At 68.0% G+C, this 16,977-nt stretch carries 17 protein-coding genes; 8 read left to right on the plus strand and 9 right to left on the minus strand.

Features of this window, described 5'->3' with window-relative positions:
• Positions 1-5 precede the first annotated feature (5 nt).
• The 5 genes from kdsA (at position 6) to ABIC66_RS18890 (ending at position 5,822) form a co-directional block, all read left to right on the plus strand.
• A complete protein-coding gene (gene kdsA / locus ABIC66_RS18870) occupies positions 6-872 on the plus strand; it encodes a 3-deoxy-8-phosphooctulonate synthase (protein ID WP_354072086.1) in 867 nt (288 codons plus the stop codon).
• A 3-nt stretch (positions 873-875) separates the two neighbouring features.
• Positions 876-1,877, plus strand: coding sequence for an ADP-glyceromanno-heptose 6-epimerase (gene rfaD, locus ABIC66_RS18875; RefSeq protein WP_354072088.1), 1,002 nt, complete (start codon positions 876-878; stop codon positions 1,875-1,877).
• Positions 1,878-1,963: 86 nt separating this feature from the next.
• Positions 1,964-3,430, plus strand: coding sequence for a hydroxymethylglutaryl-CoA synthase family protein (locus ABIC66_RS18880; RefSeq protein WP_354072090.1), 1,467 nt, complete (start codon positions 1,964-1,966; stop codon positions 3,428-3,430).
• Positions 3,431-3,439: 9 nt separating this feature from the next.
• Positions 3,440-4,642 (plus strand): acetyl-CoA acetyltransferase, encoded by a 1,203-nt coding sequence (locus ABIC66_RS18885; RefSeq protein ID WP_354072092.1) that lies wholly within the window; start codon positions 3,440-3,442, stop codon positions 4,640-4,642.
• A 31-nt stretch (positions 4,643-4,673) separates the two neighbouring features.
• Positions 4,674-5,822, plus strand: coding sequence for a DUF3089 domain-containing protein (locus ABIC66_RS18890; RefSeq protein WP_354072094.1), 1,149 nt, complete (start codon positions 4,674-4,676; stop codon positions 5,820-5,822).
• On the opposite strand, the gene ABIC66_RS18895 is transcribed toward ABIC66_RS18890, so the two are convergent.
• Together ABIC66_RS18895 and ABIC66_RS18900 are read right to left on the minus strand one after the other, a co-directional pair.
• Positions 5,787-6,167 (minus strand): DUF6285 domain-containing protein, encoded by a 381-nt coding sequence (locus ABIC66_RS18895; RefSeq protein WP_354072096.1) that lies wholly within the window; start codon positions 6,165-6,167, stop codon positions 5,787-5,789. The genes ABIC66_RS18890 and ABIC66_RS18895 overlap by 36 nt on opposite strands.
• A complete protein-coding gene (locus tag ABIC66_RS18900; RefSeq protein WP_354072098.1) occupies positions 6,164-7,129 on the minus strand; it encodes a phosphotransferase family protein in 966 nt (321 codons plus the stop codon). Before ABIC66_RS18900 ends, ABIC66_RS18895 begins: the two co-directional genes overlap by 4 nt.
• Before the next feature lie 107 nt (positions 7,130-7,236).
• Here ABIC66_RS18900 and ABIC66_RS18905 point away from each other — a divergent pair, with 107 nt between their 5' ends.
• Positions 7,237-8,181: a DUF808 domain-containing protein gene (locus tag ABIC66_RS18905; RefSeq protein WP_354072099.1), complete on the plus strand. Its 945-nt coding sequence runs from the start codon at positions 7,237-7,239 to the stop codon at positions 8,179-8,181.
• On the opposite strand, the gene recG is transcribed toward ABIC66_RS18905, so the two are convergent.
• The 5 genes from recG to tcyJ all read right to left on the minus strand — a co-directional run bounded on the left by recG (position 8,178) and on the right by tcyJ (position 12,920).
• Positions 8,178-10,259: an ATP-dependent DNA helicase RecG gene (gene recG, locus ABIC66_RS18910; RefSeq protein ID WP_354072100.1), complete on the minus strand. Its 2,082-nt coding sequence runs from the start codon at positions 10,257-10,259 to the stop codon at positions 8,178-8,180. The two genes, ABIC66_RS18905 and recG, sit on opposite strands and share 4 nt — an antisense overlap.
• A gap of 41 nt (positions 10,260-10,300) precedes the next feature.
• Positions 10,301-10,603 (minus strand): hypothetical protein, encoded by a 303-nt coding sequence (locus tag ABIC66_RS18915; protein ID WP_354072102.1) that lies wholly within the window; start codon positions 10,601-10,603, stop codon positions 10,301-10,303.
• A gap of 130 nt (positions 10,604-10,733) precedes the next feature.
• Positions 10,734-11,474 carry an amino acid ABC transporter ATP-binding protein gene (locus ABIC66_RS18920; RefSeq protein WP_354072104.1) on the minus strand — a complete coding sequence of 247 codons (741 nt, stop codon included), beginning with the start codon at positions 11,472-11,474 and terminating at the stop codon, positions 10,734-10,736.
• Positions 11,471-12,130, minus strand: coding sequence for a cystine ABC transporter permease (gene tcyL, locus ABIC66_RS18925; RefSeq protein ID WP_354072106.1), 660 nt, complete (start codon positions 12,128-12,130; stop codon positions 11,471-11,473). The genes ABIC66_RS18920 and tcyL overlap by 4 nt, the downstream gene beginning before the upstream one ends.
• Positions 12,131-12,134: 4 nt before the next feature.
• Positions 12,135-12,920, minus strand: coding sequence for a cystine ABC transporter substrate-binding protein (tcyJ, locus tag ABIC66_RS18930; RefSeq protein ID WP_354072107.1), 786 nt, complete (start codon positions 12,918-12,920; stop codon positions 12,135-12,137).
• A 175-nt stretch (positions 12,921-13,095) separates the two neighbouring features.
• Between tcyJ and ABIC66_RS18935 the strand changes: the two genes are divergently transcribed.
• Positions 13,096-14,280: a M48 family metallopeptidase gene (locus tag ABIC66_RS18935; RefSeq protein WP_354072109.1), complete on the plus strand. Its 1,185-nt coding sequence runs from the start codon at positions 13,096-13,098 to the stop codon at positions 14,278-14,280.
• 114 nt (positions 14,281-14,394) lie between these two features.
• On the opposite strand, the gene ABIC66_RS18940 is transcribed toward ABIC66_RS18935, so the two are convergent.
• Positions 14,395-15,510, minus strand: coding sequence for a beta-ketoacyl-ACP synthase III (locus ABIC66_RS18940; protein WP_354072110.1), 1,116 nt, complete (start codon positions 15,508-15,510; stop codon positions 14,395-14,397).
• A 250-nt stretch (positions 15,511-15,760) separates the two neighbouring features.
• Here ABIC66_RS18940 and ABIC66_RS18945 point away from each other — a divergent pair, with 250 nt between their 5' ends.
• On the plus strand, positions 15,761-16,294 hold the full coding sequence (locus ABIC66_RS18945; protein WP_354072112.1) for a porin family protein: 534 nt from the start codon (positions 15,761-15,763) through the stop codon (positions 16,292-16,294).
• Positions 16,295-16,369: 75 nt separating this feature from the next.
• On the opposite strand, the gene ABIC66_RS18950 is transcribed toward ABIC66_RS18945, so the two are convergent.
• Positions 16,370-16,858, minus strand: coding sequence for a DUF805 domain-containing protein (locus tag ABIC66_RS18950; RefSeq protein ID WP_354072114.1), 489 nt, complete (start codon positions 16,856-16,858; stop codon positions 16,370-16,372).
• Positions 16,859-16,977: the final 119 nt, after the last annotated feature.

The raw sequence follows: 16,977 nt of genomic DNA on the forward strand, positions 1-16,977 counted from the left end.
TTGCCGTGAGTCAGCCGCAAGCCGTAGCCCCCAATGCCGTGGTCGAGATCAAGACGCCCAACGGCGCGCCCGTCCGCGTCGGCAACGGCGAGAAGCTGTCGATCATCGCCGGCCCCTGCCAGATGGAAAGCCGCCAGCACGCGCTGGAAACCGCTCACGCGCTGAAGGAGATGGCTCAGCGCCTCGGGGTCGGCCTGATCTACAAGACCTCCTATGACAAGGCCAACCGCACCTCGGCCAACGCCCAGCGTGGCATCGGCCTGCATGACAGTCTGCCGATCTTTCAGGAGATCCGCGAGGTCACCGGCCTGCCGACCCTGACCGACGTACACGAGACCAGCCACTGCCCGATCGTGGCCGAGGCGGTCGACGTCATCCAGATCCCGGCCTTCCTGTGCCGCCAGACCGACCTGTTGGTCGCCGCCGCCAATACCGGCCGGGCGATCAACATCAAGAAGGGCCAATTCCTGGCCCCTTGGGACATGAAGAACGTGGTCGCCAAGGTGACCGGCGCGGGCAATCCCAACGTCATGGCCTGCGAGCGCGGCGTCTCGTTCGGCTACAACACCCTGGTCAGCGATATGCGCAGCCTGCCGATCATGAAGGAGATCGGCTGCCCGGTCGTCTTCGACGCCACCCATAGCGTCCAGCAGCCGGGCGGGCAGGGCACGTCCTCGGGCGGCCAGCGCGAGTTCGTGCCGACCCTGGCCCGCGCGGCCGTGGCCGTCGGCGTGGCCTGCGTGTTCATCGAGACCCACCCCGACCCTGACAACGCGCCGTCGGACGGTCCCAACATGGTGCCGATGAGCCAGTTCGAGGCCCTGGTCGCCAACCTCCTGGCCTATGACGCCCTGACCAAGGCGGCGGTTTAGGGCATGAGCCGTCGCATCGTACTCGTCACCGGCGGCGCGGGCTTCATCGGCTCGAACATCGTGGCCCGCCTCTGCGAGGACCCGGCGCTGGACGTCGCCGTCTGCGACCGCCTGGGCGACGCGGCCAGTGGCAAGTGGCGTAACCTCGCCAAACACCCGATCGCCGACTTCGTCGCGCCCGAGCAGCTGACCGAGTGGCTGGCGCGCCGGGGCAAGGACGTCGAGCTGATCATCCACATGGGCGCGGTCTCCTCGACCACCGAGGCCGACGCCGACAAGATCGTGCAGTCCAACTTCGTGCTGTCCCGTGACCTGTGGGACTGGTGCGCGGAGCACGGCAAGCGCCTGATCTACGCGTCGTCGGCGGCGACCTATGGAGACGGGACCCTCGGCTTCGAGGGCAAGGACGACCTCGACTCGCTGAAGGCCCTGCGGCCGCTGAACGCCTATGGCTGGTCCAAGGCCCTGTTCGACATCTACGCCGTGCGCGAGGCCCATCGCGGGCGCGCGCCCGCCCAATGGGCCGGCCTGAAGTTCTTCAACGTCTACGGCCCCAACGAGGACCACAAGGCCGGCATGAAGTCGGTCGTCGCCCAGATCTGGCCGCGCATCGCCGCGGGAGAAAGCGTCAAGCTCTTCAAGTCCCATCACCCGGACTATGAGGATGGCGGCCAGCTGCGCGACTTTGTCTATGTCCGCGACGCGGTCGACGTGATCGCCTGGCTGTCCAAGAGCCCGGCGGTGAACGGGATTTTCAATCTCGGCTCGGGTCACGCGCGCTCGTTCCGCGACCTAGCCGCGGCCACCTTCCAGGCCGCCGGGCGCGATCCCGACATCACCTATATCGACATGCCCGAGGTGCTGCGCGGCAAGTACCAGTACTACACCCAGGCCGATATGAGCCGGCTGCGGGCGGCGGGCTACAATGCGCCAATGACCGCGCTGGAGGACGGCGTGGCCGACTACGTGGCCGGGTATCTGAACACCGAAGACCCTTATCGCTGACGTCAGGGCACGGTTGCCGGTCTCTGCCGCGAGCGTAAGCTGAACGCCGATAAGTCGGGGCTCAGCCCGACGGCAGGGAGTTCGTCATGGCCGGCATCGCCGCCTGGGGCGCCTATGCGCCGCGTCTGCGCTTGAGCCGCAAGGCCGTGACCGAGGCCAATGCCTGGGTCGCCCCGAACCTGAAGGCCAAGGGCAAGGGCGAACGGTCCGTGGCCAACTGGGACGAGGACGCCCTGACCATGGCGGTCGAGGCGGCGCGCGACGCTCTCGGGCCCGACGACGACCGCGCCCACATCGACGCCCTCTATTTCGCCTCGACCACCGCGCCGTTCGCCGACCGGCTGAACGCGGGGATCGTCTCGGCGGCCCTGACCCTGGAAAAGTCGATCAACGCCAGCGACATCACCGGCTCGCAGCGCTGCGGACTGACGGCGCTAGGGCAGGCCTTGGCGGCGGGCGGAACGGCCTTGGTCGCCGTTGGCGAGCACCGCAAGGCCCGCGCGGTCTCGACCCAGGAGCTGGACTTCGGCGACGGCGCCGCGGCCTTCGTGGTCACGGCGGAGCCTGGCGCGGCGGAACTGCTGGGACGCGGATCCGTCACCGACGACTTCGTCGACCACTTCCGCGGCGACGGCGGCGGTTTCGACTACTATTGGGAGGAACGCTGGATCCGCGACGAGGGCGTCGTCAAGCTGGTCCCGCCAGCCATCCGCCAGGCGCTCGAGGTCGCCGGCCTAAATCCTGGCCAGGTCGATCATTTCTGCTTTCCGTCCACCTTCGCCGGCATGGCCGCGACCCTGGCCAAGACGATGGGGATCCGGCCCGAGGCCGTGCGCGACAATCTCGCCGCCGTCATGGGCGAGGCCGGCTGCGCGCACGGGCCGATCATGCTGGCCCACGCCTTGGAGGACGCCAAGGCGGGCGACGTCATTCTGGTCGCCCAGTTCGGCCAAGGGGCCGAGGCCCTCGTGTTTCGCGCCACGGGCCAGGGCCGACGCCCGGCGCGCGGGGTCACCGGTTCGCTGGCCGACCGCCAGGAGGAAGCGAACTACCTGAAGTTCCTGACCTTCAACGGCCTGGTCGAATGGGACAAGGGCATGCGGGCCGAGAAGGACAACAAGACGGCCCTGACCACCCTCTATCGCAATGAGGACATGATCCTGGGGCTGGTCGGCGGCCGCTGCCGCGAGACCGGCGTTGTCCAGTTCCCGCGCACCCGGGTCTCGGTCGCGCCGAACAATCCGGCTGTCGATACCCAGGAACCGTACCGCTTCGCCGAGCGCCGCGCCTCGGTGCTCAGCTACTCCGCCGACTACCTGACCTTCTCGATGAGCCCGCCCAACCACTATGGCATGATCGTCTTCGAGGGCGGCGGGCGGATCATGATGGACATTACCGACGTCGCGCCGGGCGATGTGGAGACCGGCCTGCCGGTGCGGATGGTGTTCCGCATCAAGGAGGTCGACGAGAAGCGGGGCTTCGTCCGCTATTTCTGGAAGGCCGCGCCCGACCGCGCGGCCATCGCGTCTCGGACCGCCCAGGCGGCGGAATAGGAGCCGATCATGCCACAGGGTATCCGCGACAAGGTCGCCATCCTCGGGATGGGCTGTTCGAAGTTCGGCGAGCGCTGGGACGCTGGTCCCGACGATCTGATGGTCGAGGCCTATCTGGAGGCCATGCAGGACGCCGGCATCGAACCGACCCAGCTGGATGCGGCCTGGTTCTCAACTCACATCGACGAGATCGGTAGCGGCAAGGGCGGCACGCCGCTGTCGATCGCCCTGCGCCTGCCCAACATCGCCGTCACCCGGGTCGAGAACTTCTGCGCCTCGGGCTCGGAAGCCTTCCGGGGCGCCGTCTACGCCGTGGCGGCTGGCGCGGCCGACATCGCCTTGGCGGTCGGGGTCGAGAAGCTGAAAGACACTGGCTACGGCGGCCTGCCGGTCGGTAATCCGGGCACGCTGAACCCGCAGGTGATGCCCAATGGCTCGGCCCCCGGCAACTTCGCTCAACTGGCCAGCGCCTATCGCGCCAAGCACGGCGTCTCCAAGGACGACCTGAAGCGCGCCATCGCCCACGTCTCGGTCAAGAGCCACGCCAACGGCGCCAAGAACCCCAAGGCCCACCTCCGCAAGCCGATCACCGCCGAGCAGGCCTTGAACGCGCCGATGATCGCCGAGCCCCTGGGCCTGTTCGACTGCTGCGGCGTCTCGGACGGCGCGGCGGCGGCGATCGTCACCACGCCCGAGATCGCCCGGAGCCTGGGCAAGCGCGGTCTGGTCACGGTCAAGGCTCTGCAGCTGTCGGTCTCGAACGGCTATGAGAGCCAGTACAACGGCTGGGATGGCAGCCACTTCCACACCGCTCGCATCGCCGCCGGCAAGGCCTACAAGGAGGCCGGCATCGAGCGGCCGCGCGAGCAGATCTCGATGATGGAGGTGCACGACTGCTTCTCGATCACCGAACTGGTGACGATGGAGGACCTGTTCATCTCGCCGGAGGGGCAGGGCTGGCGCGACGTGCTGGATGGCTTTTACGACGCCGACGGCGGGCTGCCGTGTCAGATCGACGGCGGACTCAAGTGCTTCGGCCATCCGATCGGCGCCTCGGGCCTGCGGATGCTCTACGAAATGTACCTGCAGCTGCAGGGACGGGCCGGTGAACGGCAGTTGGCCGATCCGGTTTTCGGCATGACTCACAACCTGGGCGGCGCGCCGGCCAGCAATGTCTGCTCGGTGGCGATCATAGGCCAAGAGGGGGCTTAAAGCGGGCCGGGCCTTGGTGTAGGCAGGCCGCATGGGTGTCATCGGTCTGAGGCGCTGGATTTTCGCGGGCATGGCGCTGTTCCTGGCGCTGGTCGTCGCGGCGGCGTTCATCTGGCGCTACGACATCCTCAGCAACGCCCTGGATCCCAAGGTGCCGTTTCTGACCTATCGCCCGCCGCCGGCCCCGGACTACGGCAAGCGCGCCGCGTGGGCGCTGCTGCCGAAGGACGCCGAGGCCGCGGCGCCGGCGGACCGACCAGTCGATGTCTTCTTCGTCCATCCGACCACCTTCGACGGCGGGCGCGACTGGAACGGCGGCATCGACCAGCCGAAGGCCGCGCGATTCCTGTCGCGCGTGGTGCTGCCCAACTACGCCGGACCGTTCGACCGCGTGGGGCGGGTGTTCGCGCCGCGCTATCGGCAGGCCAGCCTCTACACCTATCTGACGCTGCGCGACGACGCCCGTGACGCCCGGCGCTTCGCCTATGGCGACGTCCTGCAGGCCTTCCGGACCTATCTGTCGCGCTATGGTCACGACCGGCCGTTCATCATTGTCGGAGTCGAGCAGGGCGGCTCCCTGGCGGCGCGGCTGTTGCGCGAGGAGATCGCCACCAAGCCCGAGCTCAAGCGCCGCATGGTCGCCGCTTATCTGATCGAGACGGTGGTCCCCGCCGACGAGTACGCGCCGGACGCACCGCTGCCGGCCTGCGAGCGTCGCGGCGAGATCCAGTGCGTCGCGGCCTGGGCCTCGGCTCAGGAAGGGGACTTCCGCGGCGTCCAGGAACTGACCGGCCGCTCGCTGGTCTGGGACGGGGCCGACCAGCTGATCAATCTCGAGCACCGCACGCCGCTGTGTTTCAATCCGCTGCTGGGCGGCGTCACACTAGAGCGGGCGCCGGCGCGACTGAACCTGGGCGCGACCAACGCCACCGGGCTGGACTGGGGCGCTCGGCCGGCCTTCCTGCAGCGACAGGTCGCCGCGCGGTGCGAGAATGGCTTGCTGCGCACCAGCAAGCCCAAGTCCAGCTCGCTGCGCGACAGCGGGTCGTGGGCCGACCGGCGCAAGGTCGATGCCTACAACCTGTTCTACGCCGACCTCGAGGCCGATGCCCTGGCGCGGGTCGCGACGATGACCGGACAGCCCCTAGCCGTGACGCCCGCCGTCCAGCAACGCCGCTAGGCCGCCGTAACTCGGCTGGTCGATCGCGATCTGTCCGATGGCCGTGGCGCGCAGGTGGGCCAGCAAGGTCGGATCCTGCGGATCGATCGTGCGCGCCCTCAGCGCTTCGCACAGTCGCGCATTGAGCGGGGCGTGATCGCCGCGCGCGCCCAGCAAGGCGGCCAGCCGTCCGACCGCCTCGGCCTCCAGCCTTGCGCCGAGCTCGGCTTCGCGGGCCAAGGCGGCGCGGGCATTGTCGGCGACGCGGTCCAGGAAGGCGCGGCGGGCGTCGCCCGGCGTGGCGGGTTCGGCCTCGAAGGCGGCGATCGCTTCGGCGAGTTCGACGGCGGTCGGGTGCGAGATCATGCCGCCTCCATCAGCGCCACAAGGTCGATCTCAGCCTCGCTGGTCCGCCGGCCGATCATGGCCCGCTCGATCGAGCGATCCGCGCCCGTGGCGAAGCTGTGATACATCATCAGGCACATGACGCCCCACTTCAGCGAGCCGAGGGCTTGCCAGAACCGCAGGCGCTCCAAGCTGATCCCGCCGCCATGACCGTCCAGCAGATCGGCATAGTCGCCGAAGCCGCCGACGGGCTTCTTCCATTCGCCGAAGCGCCAGGAATTGACGCAAATCCAGCCCAGGTCCTCGGCCGGATCGCCCAGGTGAGCCAACTCCCAGTCCAGCACGCCGACCAGGCCGCCTTCCGGATGGATCATCAGATTGCCATTGCGGAAGTCGCCATGCACCAGCACGGCCCGTTCGGGTGGCGGTGGCGCGATCGTTTCCAGCCAGCGGAACGCCGCCTCCAGGATCGGCCGCTGGGCGCCGAGGTCGCGATAGAGAGCCTCGTAGCGCGCCAGCTCGCCGCGCGCGTCGGAGGTCGCCAGCGGCGGCAGGCCGTCGACGGGGACTGCGTGGATTTGCGCCAGCACCTCGCCGCAACGGCGCGCCAGGCCAGGCCGAACGGCGGCGAAGGCGTCGTCGCGGACGATGCGCCGGCCCAGGGTCTCGCCCTCTAGGCGACGCATGACATAGGCCTCGCCCAGATCGTCGCTGGGATCGCAGACATGGACCACCTCGGGCGTCGGCGCGCCGACCGCCTTGGCGGCGCGGATCAGCGCCGCCTCTGACGCCAGGGGCAGGGCGGTTTCGCGCATCGCCGCTCCGGCCGGCCGCCGGCGCAGGATGAGCGGCGTCCCGTCATCGAGGGCGAACGCCCAGGTCTCCAGGCTGGCGCCGCCCGACAGCCGGCGGAGATTCGCCGCCCTGGTCGCGGTCGGCGACAGGCGGCGGGCGAGACGATCGAGGGCGGTGGCGACGTCCATGGAACATGGTCCCGCCTTCACCTTGCGTCAGGCAAGGGCCTCGCGACTTTACGGCGAGCCCGGCGCGCCTTAGGCGTTGAAGTTCAACGCACCTGCCAGGAACTCTCATGCCTTCCGGTCTCGCCGCCCTGCTCGATGACGTCGCCGGCATCACCAAGCTCGCCGCCGCCTCGCTCGACGACGTCAGCGCCGCCGCCGGCAAGGCCGGGACCAAGGCCGTGGGGGTGGTGGTCGACGACGCGGCGGTGACGCCGGGCTACGCCATGGGCTTCACGCCGGATCGCGAGTTGCCGATCGTCTGGAAGATCGCGCTGGGCTCGCTGCGCAACAAGCTCCTGTTCCTGCTGCCCGGCGCCCTGCTGCTCAGCGCCTTCGCGCCCTGGGCGGTGACACCGCTCCTGATGTGCGGCGGGGCCTATCTGGCCTTTGAAGCCACCGAGAAGGTCCTGGAGGCCTTCACGCCGGAGTCCGAGGGCGAGGCGATCGAGGAATTGGCGCTCAGCGGGCCGGAATTGGAGAAGCAGAAGGTCAGCGGCGCGATCCGCACCGACCTGATCCTGTCGGCCGAGATCATGGCCATCGCCCTGGCCGACGTTTCCGCCCAGCCGCTGCCGGTCCAGGCCGGGGCTCTGGCCTTGGTCGGCGTGCTGCTGACCATCGGCGTCTACGGCGTCGTCGCCCTGATCGTGAAGATGGACGACATCGGACTGCACCTGTCGCGGCGCTCGTCCAAGGGCGTCGCCGGCTTCGGCCGGGGTCTGGTCAAGGCCATGCCCTGGACCATGGAGGCCCTGACCGTGATCGGCACGGCGGCCATGCTATGGGTCGGCGGCGGCATCATCGTCCACGGTCTGGAGAAATTCCACCTGACGCCCGTGCCGCGCTGGGTCGAGGGGGTCTCGCACTGGGCCGGGCAGGTTCCGGGCGTCGGCGGCCTGACCGGCTGGATGGCCTTTGCCCTGGGCTCGGCGGTGGTGGGCCTGGTGGTAGGCGGGTCCCTGGCAGGGATCATGCATCTTTGGCATCACCGCAAGGGCGCGGCGGCGCACTAACCCGCCTCGTTCAGCGGCGAGGCTGGTTTCCAGTCGAACAGTTCCTGTAGCATCCGCACCGCCAGACCACGCGGCGAGGTCAGGTCGGGGTCGCGGGCCAGGATGAGCCGGGCGTCGTCGGCGGCGACGGCGATCAGGTCGCGGTGCGCCACCGGATCGGCCAGGCGATAGGCCGGGAAGCCGCTCTGTTTCAGGCCCAACGGGTCGCCGCCGCCGCGCAGCTCCAGGTCCTTCTCGGCGATCTCGAACCCGTCGTCGCTGCGACGCAGGATGTCGAGGCGCTGCTGGGCCACCTCCGACAGCGGCGGGTCGTAGAGCAGCACGCAGGAGCTCTCGCGCGCGCCTCGGCCGACGCGGCCCCGAAGTTGGTGCAACTGGGCCAGACCGAAGCGGTCGGCGTGCTCGATCACCATGATGCTGGCGTTGGGAACATTGACCCCGACCTCGACCACGGTCGTGGCGACCAGCACACTGACCTCGCCGTCGACGAAGCGCTGCATGACCGCGTCCTTGTCGGCGGCCGGCATCTGGCCGTGAACCAGGCCGACGCCGGGCAAGTGGCGCGCCAAGTCGGCGGCGCGGTCTTCAGCGGCGCGTAGGTCGACCTTGTCGGACTCCGAGACCAGCGGGCAGATCCAGAAGGCCTGGGCTCCGCCGGCGACGGCCGTGCGCAGACGCTCGACGATCTCGGGTACGCGCGGCGTCGGCGCGGCGCGGGTGGCGACCGGCGTGCGGCCCGGCGGCTTCTCGTCGATGCGCGAGACGTCGAGGTCGCCGAAGACCGTCAGCTCCAGGGTGCGCGGGATCGGCGTGGCCGACATGGCCAGCAGGTGGACGCCTTCGCCCTTGTCCTGCAGACGGCGGCGCTCGTTGACCCCGAAGCGGTGCTGTTCGTCGATCACGGTCAGGGCCAGGGAGTCGAAGACGACGTCGTCCTGGAACAGGGCGTGGGTGCCCACGGCCACATGGTGCGTCCCGTCCGCGAGACCCAAAAGCTTGGCCGATCGACCCGCGCCCTTATCGCGACCGGTCAGCAGCACCACCGACAAGCCCAGCGCCCGTAGCGGCGGGGCGATGGTCTCGAAGTGCTGTCGGGCCAGGATCTCGGTGGGCGCCATCAAGGCCGACTGCAAGCCGGCGCTGGCCGCGTCGGCCATGGCCAGCAGGGCCACCACGGTCTTGCCCGACCCCACGTCACCTTGCAGCAGCCGACTCATCCGCTCGCCGGAGGCGAGATCGCCGCGAATCTCCGACAGCGAGCGAATTTGGGCCCCGGTCAGCCTGAACGGCAGCGCTTTCTCGGCGGCCTCCGACAACGGACCGGCCAGGATGCGCGGAGCGGGATGTGATCGCCGCGAGGCCTTGCGCTGGGCCAGGGCCAGCTGGTGGGCCAAGAGCTCGTCATAGGCCAGGCGCCGGCGGGGGCGGGCCAGGGGCGAGAGGTCGGCCTCGCTGGTCGGGGCGTGCACGGTCGCCAGGGCCTCGCGCCAGCCGGGCAGCTTCTCGCGCTCGCGCCAGGCGGCGTCCTGCCATTCGGGAAGCTCGGGCGCTCGCTCCAAGGCCTCCAGCGCGAACTTGCGGAAGGTGCGCGAGGGCAGGCCGGCGGTGGCCGGATAGACGGTCTCGACCTCGGGGATGTCGCCAGCGCGGTCCTCGGCGACGATGTAGTCCGGATGGGCGATCTGCAGTTCGGAGGCGAAACCATCCGGCCGTTCGACCTTGCCGCTGACCGCCCGACGCGCGCCCTTGGGATGCTGACGCTCCAGGTGCGGACCGTGGCCCTTGAACCAGATCAGCGTGAGAAAGCCCGTGCCGTCCCAGGCGCGGATCTTCCAGGGCTGGCCCAGGCGATGCGGCGGCTGGTGGGCGTCGATGGTGACGATGAAGGTCTGGACCTGGCCCTCGACGGCCCGGTCGATTGTCGTCACCGCGCGACGGATCAGGCCCGTCGGCGCGGTGAACAGCACATCGCGCACGATCGGCCCCGCCAGTTTCTCGACCAGCGGCGCGACGCGCGGGCCCACGCCTTTCAGCGTGGACACCGAGGTGAACAGGGGGAAGAGAATCTCAGGGCGCATCCGTCGCGACCTTAGCCGCGTCCGCGTCCTGGAACAGGCCCCTAGTCGGCCTGATTCATCACCGGGGTGAGGGCTATGACGATGTCGGAATACTCGTCGGCGCGAGACGCGCCCGAGACATTCAGGCGGGTGTACAGATACGTGGCGCCGTAACGCGCATAGGCTTCGGACCAGCGCGCCTTGGAGTCGACGAGATTGTTGGCCTCGCCCGCGTAGACGACGGCGCCCTTGTTGTCGACATAGACGTAGTTGCCGGCGATCGTGGTGTTTGGATCACCGTTCTCCGCGAGCTTGTAGCGATAGACGGCGCCCGAGGCGCCCTTGAGTTCGATGTAAGGCTTCACGCTGTCCTCGCCAAAAAAGCCACCCGGCGTAGGGCTTTGGATTCAAATGTTTAGAGCGCGTCTGAGCAGCGAGGCCGCCTACGCTTTCGCCTAACGCGCTACCACGACGTGAAGCGTCCCGTGGGCCAAATTATGGCTGGAGAACGCCTGACCTGGCCAGGAACCGACGGGTCCGCTCCTCGCGCGGCGAAGCGAGGAGCTGACGAGACGGTCCTTGCTCCACGATCACGCCGCCGTCCATGAAAATCGTGCGATCGGCCACATCTCGCGCGAAATCCATCTGATGGGTGACGATGACCATCGTTCGCTTTTCGATCGCCAGATCGCGGATCACGGCGAGAACCTCGCCGACCAGCTCAGGGTCGAGGGCCGAGGTCGGTTCGTCGAACAGGATGACCTCGGGATCCATGGCCAAGGCCCGGGCGATGGCGCAGCGCTGCTGCTGGCCGCCGGAGAGCGCGGCGGGATAGGCGTCGGCGCGCCCGCCCAGCCCGACCTTTTCCAGCAGGGCCAGGGCCTTGGCGCGCGCCTGGGCGGGATCGGTCTTGCGGACGATGATGGGGCCCTCGGCTACGTTCTGCAGCGCCGTGCGGTGCGGGAAGAGATTGAAGCTCTGGAAGACGAAGCCGACCCGGCCATTCAGCTGCTTGGCCAGCGGCGTCTTGCCGCCGGCGGTGACGCCCGCGATGGTCAGGTCGCCGCCGTTCAGGGGCTCCAGCCCCGCCAGGCAACGCAGCAGGGTGCTCTTGCCAGAGCCGCTGGGGCCGATGATGGCCACCACCTCGCCGGGGACGACGGTCAGGTCCACCCCCGCCAGCACGGGCGTGTCGCCGAAGCTCTTCTTCAGGCCCTTGGCGTCGATCGCGCTCATCGGCGGCCCTCCGCGGCGCGGCGCTCGAGGCGGTGCTGCAGGCCCGCCAGCACGGTGGAGACGATCCAGTAGATGGCCGCCGCGGCCAGGTACATGGTGAAGATCTCATAGGTCCGCGCGGTGATCAGCTGAGCCTGACGGAACAGTTCCGGCACCTGGATGGTGGCGGCCAGGGAGGTGTCCTTCACCAGGCCGATGAAGCTGTTCGACAGCGGCGCCAGCGCCGTGCGGGCGGCCTGGGGCAGGATCACGCGCCGCAAGGCTTGGCCGCGGCTCATGCCTAGCACGCTGGCGGCCTCCCATTGACCCTTGTCGATGGCGTCGATGGCGCTGCGCAAGATCTCGCAGCTGTAGGCCGCCACGTTCAGCGAGAAGCCGATGCCGGCGGCGAGCAGGGCGGGCATCTCGATCCCGAACTGCGGCAGCCCGTAGTAGATCAGGAACAGCTGCACCAGCAGGGGCGTGCCTCGGAACGCCGAGACATAGACCGTCGCGGGCCAGCGCAGCAGCGGGCTGCGCGACAGGCGCATCAGGGCCAGGCCAAAGCCCAGCACCACGCCGATGCTCATGCCGATGACGCTCAGAAGGACGGTGTAGCCCGCGCCCTTCAGCAGCAAGGGGGCGGACTGGCGCAGCAGGTCGAAGCCGGTCTCCATGGGCCTAGCGGGTCACGTCCATGCCGAACCACTGCTGCGACATCGAGGCGAGGTCGCCGCTCTTACGCAGGGCGTCGATGGCCTGGTCGATCACGACCTTGAGGCCCGGATCCTTCTTCATGGCCACGCCCGCGCCCTGTGCCGCGAAGGGCGGGCCCGAGGCGACGAACTCCGGCGAGGTCTTGATGAAGTCGGCGGCGACCAGGCGGTCATTCAGCACCGCGTCGGTGCGGCCGGCCTTGAGGTCCTGGTACTTGGTGGGATCGTCGTCATAGGTGCGGACGTCGGCGGTCGGGACGTTGGCGCGGATCCATTGCTCGTAGTTGGTGCCCAGGCCCACGCCGACCTTCTTGCCAGCCAGGTCCTCGGGCTTGGTCAGACCTGTCTTGCCTTTCAGCGTGATGATCTGGATGCCCGACACCGTATAGGGCTCGGAGAAGTCGTACTTGGCCTGGCGGTCGGGGGTGATGGTGATCTGGTTGATCACCACGTCGACGCGGCCCGATTCCAGCGAGCCGAGCAGGCCGGCGAACGGGGCGGGATGGAACTCGGCCTTCAAACCCAGCTGCGCCGCCAGCGCCTTGCCGAAGTCGACCTCGAAACCGGCCAGTTCGCCGTCCTTGTCCTGGAAGTTGAAGGGCGGATAGGTGCCTTCCAGGCCGATGCGCAGGATCCCCGAGGCCTTGATCCGGTCCCAGCTGCTGGCGCCGGCGGCGGGCTTCTTGGCGCAGGCGGCGAGCAAGGAAACACCGAGGCCGGAGAGAACGGCGCGGCGGGCAGGGAATCGCATCGGCAGACCTTTGAGCGAAACAATCCCGCGCATTTCTATACGGGACCGCGCCGTTCGCTAGCCCGAACATGGCTCCGACAACCTGGACTTCGCCGTTGGCGGATCATGTCGTCGATTTAAGCTGACGACGGTCGCGGACTCGCGGCTTGCTCCTCGTTCATCTCTGGGAGGGGCCATGGCACATCCATTCGACCCGGCGGCCGCCACGGCCGCCTATCTGGCGCAACTTCCGCCAGAAGCGCACGTCAAGGCTCAGCAGTACACGCAAGGCGGACACTGGCTGCTGCTGTGGGGCTTCGTCGTCTCGGTCGTGGCCGCCTGGATCGTCATTCGCACCGGCGTGCTGACCAAGGTCGAGCAGGGCGTCGAGCGGAAGAAGGGAAGACCGTTTCTGGCCAGCCTGGTGGTGGCGGTTGTCTACCTGGCTTTCAGCTGGGTGCTCGAGTTGCCATGGTCGGTCTACGCGGACTGGTGGAGGCAGAAGCAATATGGCCTGACCAGCCAGGCGTTCACCGGCTGGCTAGGCGAAAACATCCTGTCGGCCTTGATCTCGGCCGTATTCACGGGGCTGTTCCTCGCCCTGCTGTATCTGCTGATCCGGCGCGCGCGCCGCCTGTGGTGGCTGTGGGCCGGCGGGCTGACGGCGGTCTTCATCGTGTTCGGTATGCTGATCGCGCCGATCTACATCGAGCCGCTGTTCAACAAGTACACGCCCGCGCCAGCTGGTCCCGTCCGCGACGAGGTCGTGGCCATGGCCAAGTCGGTCGGCATCCCCAGCGACAAGATCTTCGTCTACGACGGTTCCAAGCAGTCCAACGCCTATACGGCCAACGTCTCTGGCCTGGGCGGCTCGGCCCGCGTGGCGATGAGCGACACCATGTTCAAGAAGGGCGCGGACATCGCCGAGGTGCGCGGCGTCGTCGGCCACGAGATGGGCCACTATGCTCGTCAGCACTCACTGTGGATCACCGGGATCTTCTCGGTGCTGGCCGTCTGCGGCTTCTTCATCGTCGACCGGACCTTCCCGTGGTTCGCCGCGGCGCTGAACGCCAAGGGCGTGACCGGGATCGCCGATCCGGCCGGCCTGCCGGTGCTGACAGTGATCTTGGCGGCGTTGGTCCTGGTGGGCGGACCGATCGTCAACACCCTGATCCGCGAGGTCGAGAGCGACGCCGACCGCTACAGCTTGGTGAACTTCAACGAGCCCGACGGCCTGGCCAAGGCGCTCGTCAAGACCATCGAGTACCGCGCTGCCACGCCCTCGAAGCTGGAGGAGGTGCTGTTCTACGACCACCCGGCCGTAGGCGTGCGCATCCGCCGAGCCATGGATTGGAAGGCGACGCACCCGAAGGGTCATTGAAATCTGTCATCCCGGCCAAGCGCGGAGCGCGCCGAGCCGGGACCGCCGGAAGCGCTGAGCTCTTGGCGGTCCCGGCTCTTCGCTACCCTAAGGCCGGGATGACAATGTTTAAGTTCACCGCTTGCGCACGAAGACCGTACCCGCCGAATAGCCCGCCCCGAAGCTGCAGATCAGCCCCGTCTCGCCCGGCGCGAAGTCGTCATTGGCGGTGTGGAAGGCGATGATCGAGCCGGCCGAACTGGTGTTGGCGTATTCGTCCAGGATGATGACGTTCTCTTCGGGCGTCGGGTCGCGGCCCAGCACCTTGCGGCCGATCATCTCGTTCATGTTGATGTTGGCCTGGTGCAGCCAGAGGCGCTTGAGGGCGTGCGGGTCGAGGCCCAGGTCGGCCGCGTGCTCGACGATCATCTCGCTGACCATCGGCACCACCTCGCGGAACACCTTGCGGCCTTCCTGGACGAACAGCTTGTCCCGGGCGCCTTCGCCCTCGGGCGCGGCGCGGTTCAAGAAGCCGAAGTTGTTGCGGATGTTGTTCGAGAACTGGGTCTTCAGGCGCGCGCCCAGGATCTCCCAGCCGTCCTTGGCCTGGGCGGCGTCCTCGACGATCACGGCCGTGGCCACGTCGCCGAAGATGAAGTGGCTGTCGCGGTCCTTGAAGTTCAGGTGGCCCGAGCAGATCTCGGGATTGACCATCAGCACGGCCTTGGCGCTACCGGTCGTCACGAAGTCGGCGGCGGTCTTGATGCCGAAGGTGGCCGACGAACAGGCGACGTTCATGTCGAATGCGAAGCCGTCGATCCCCAGCGCCTGTTGGATCTCGATGGCCATGGCCGGGTAAGGGCGCTGCATGTTGGAGGCCGCGCAAATCACCGCGCCGATCTCGCTGACCGGCTTGCCCCAGCGTTCGATCGCCTGCCTGGCGGCCGCGACGGCCATCTCGGCCAGGATCGACAGTTCGTCGTTAGAGCGCTCGGGAATGACCGGCCGCATCAGGTCCGGATCGATGATGCCGGCCTTGTTCATCACGAAGCGCGACTTGATGCCCGACGCTTTCTCGATGAATTCGGGCGAGGAGGGGGCCAGGGCGACCACGTCACCGGCCGCGATGGCGTCGGCGTTGGCGGCGTTGAAGCGCTCAACGAAGGTGTTGAAGGCCTCGACCAGCTCGGCGTTCGAAATGCTGTGGGGCGGGGTGTACAGCCCCGTGGCGGCGATGACGGCTTGCGGCAAGACGGCGGTCCCGATGATACGCGCGGACCTCGTCCTCGATTGGGGCGGGCCCGCGTTCTGACGCTTGTTTGAACCCGTAGATAGCATGGATGACGCCGCCGTCATCCCTCCGCGGGCCCTGCGGCTTTTCAGCCACGACACGCAATGACCTTAAACGCGGCCGTGAACCGCCGCATGCCCGCCGCGTTATCGGCCTAGCCCTAGGCTGGCTGAGGGAGCTGAAGACTACGAGTAGAATTGGAGTACAACAATGAAGACTCTCATCGCCACCACCCTGGTCGCCGGTTCGGTTCTCGCGGCCCCGATCATTGCACAGGCTCAGACTTCGCCGGAATACTACGGCTCCCTGAACTATGGCCAAACTCGGACGAAGGGCGCTGACACCGGCGCTATTCAAGGGCGCGTGGGCGCCAAGCTTACGCCGCATTTCGGCGTCGAAGCCGAAGCGGCCGGCGGCGTCGACGGTGACAAGGTCTATACGCCCGGCGGTCCGGCCAATGTGAAGATGGAGCACCAAGTCGCGGGCTACGCCGTCGGCTACCTGCCGGTGACCCCGAACCTCGACCTCCTGGCCCGCGCCGGCTACGGCACGACCAAGTTCAAGACCAACAATCCGGCCGCTGCGCAGTTCGACGGCAGCCAGGACAGCTGGAACTATGGCGTCGGCGCCGAGTACAAGTTCGACGACAAGAACGGCCTGCGCGCCGACTTCACGAAGTCGGAATACACCAAGGGCGATCTCAGCTCCGACACGGTGTCGGTCGGCTACGTCCGCCGCTTCTAGCCGATAGCCTCAAGCCATGAAAAACGGCGCGCCTCTCGCGAGGCGCGCCGTGGTCGTTCGCGGCGGTGACGCCAGCTATTCGACGATACTGGCCGCCGGCTTCGGCGGCTCGCCGCCATAGTAGTGGTTGTGGACCACGGGGCCGCCGCCCGCCGGACCGGCGCGATCCTTCGGATCTGGGCCGTAGCGGTTCGGTCCCGGCGTGCCGTCCATGAGCGTGAAGATCAGGATCACGAAGCCGCCGAACGGAATGAAGCTGAGCAGCAGCAGCCAGCCCGACTTGTCGCTGTCGTGCAGCCGGCGGACGCTGACGGCCAAGCCGGGAATGATCAGGGCGATGGCGAACAGACACAGAAGCAGGCCGACACCGCCGACCAGCATCGCGCCCGGACCCTCCCAGTGTTCGCTCGTCGAGCCGCCGGACGCGGCATAGACGATCCCGGCGAAGATGAAGAAGCCGACGATCAGCAGGATCTGAAACAGCGCGAAGAGCCAGTATTCCGACCGCCGGGCGCGCCCTTCGAAAACGGCGAATTTACGAAGCGGCTCGAACATCAACGACATGGAACTTTCCCTCCGGATGACGCAAGCGCGCCAACTCAACCTCCGGGCAGGATAAGCGGCGCTAGGCGTGACCGTAAAGCCCTGGGCCTTGACGGCTTGCGCGGAGCCGTCAATCTGAA

Source organism: Caulobacter sp. 1776 (assembly GCF_040545685.1).
GTDB lineage: Bacteria > Pseudomonadota > Alphaproteobacteria > Caulobacterales > Caulobacteraceae > Caulobacter.

What these genes read in the sequence shown, in the direction of transcription:
- rfaD (WP_354072088.1), top strand. Translation starts at nt 876, where the DNA reads ATGAGCCGTCGCATCGTACTCGTCACCGGCGGCGCGGGCTTCATCGGC.
- ABIC66_RS18880 (WP_354072090.1), top strand. Translation starts at nt 1,964, where the DNA reads ATGGCCGGCATCGCCGCCTGGGGCGCCTATGCGCCGCGTCTGCGCTTG.
- ABIC66_RS18885 (WP_354072092.1), top strand. Translation starts at nt 3,440, where the DNA reads ATGCCACAGGGTATCCGCGACAAGGTCGCCATCCTCGGGATGGGCTGT.
- ABIC66_RS18890 (WP_354072094.1), top strand. Translation starts at nt 4,674, where the DNA reads ATGGGTGTCATCGGTCTGAGGCGCTGGATTTTCGCGGGCATGGCGCTG.
- ABIC66_RS18895 (WP_354072096.1), bottom strand. Translation starts at nt 6,167, where the DNA reads ATGATCTCGCACCCGACCGCCGTCGAACTCGCCGAAGCGATCGCCGCC.
- ABIC66_RS18900 (WP_354072098.1), bottom strand. Translation starts at nt 7,129, where the DNA reads ATGGACGTCGCCACCGCCCTCGATCGTCTCGCCCGCCGCCTGTCGCCG.
- ABIC66_RS18905 (WP_354072099.1), top strand. Translation starts at nt 7,237, where the DNA reads ATGCCTTCCGGTCTCGCCGCCCTGCTCGATGACGTCGCCGGCATCACC.
- recG (WP_354072100.1), bottom strand. Translation starts at nt 10,259, where the DNA reads ATGCGCCCTGAGATTCTCTTCCCCCTGTTCACCTCGGTGTCCACGCTG.
- ABIC66_RS18920 (WP_354072104.1), bottom strand. Translation starts at nt 11,474, where the DNA reads ATGAGCGCGATCGACGCCAAGGGCCTGAAGAAGAGCTTCGGCGACACG.
- tcyL (WP_354072106.1), bottom strand. Translation starts at nt 12,130, where the DNA reads ATGGAGACCGGCTTCGACCTGCTGCGCCAGTCCGCCCCCTTGCTGCTG.
- tcyJ (WP_354072107.1), bottom strand. Translation starts at nt 12,920, where the DNA reads ATGCGATTCCCTGCCCGCCGCGCCGTTCTCTCCGGCCTCGGTGTTTCC.
- ABIC66_RS18935 (WP_354072109.1), top strand. Translation starts at nt 13,096, where the DNA reads ATGGCACATCCATTCGACCCGGCGGCCGCCACGGCCGCCTATCTGGCG.
- ABIC66_RS18945 (WP_354072112.1), top strand. Translation starts at nt 15,761, where the DNA reads ATGAAGACTCTCATCGCCACCACCCTGGTCGCCGGTTCGGTTCTCGCG.
- ABIC66_RS18950 (WP_354072114.1), bottom strand. Translation starts at nt 16,858, where the DNA reads ATGTCGTTGATGTTCGAGCCGCTTCGTAAATTCGCCGTTTTCGAAGGG.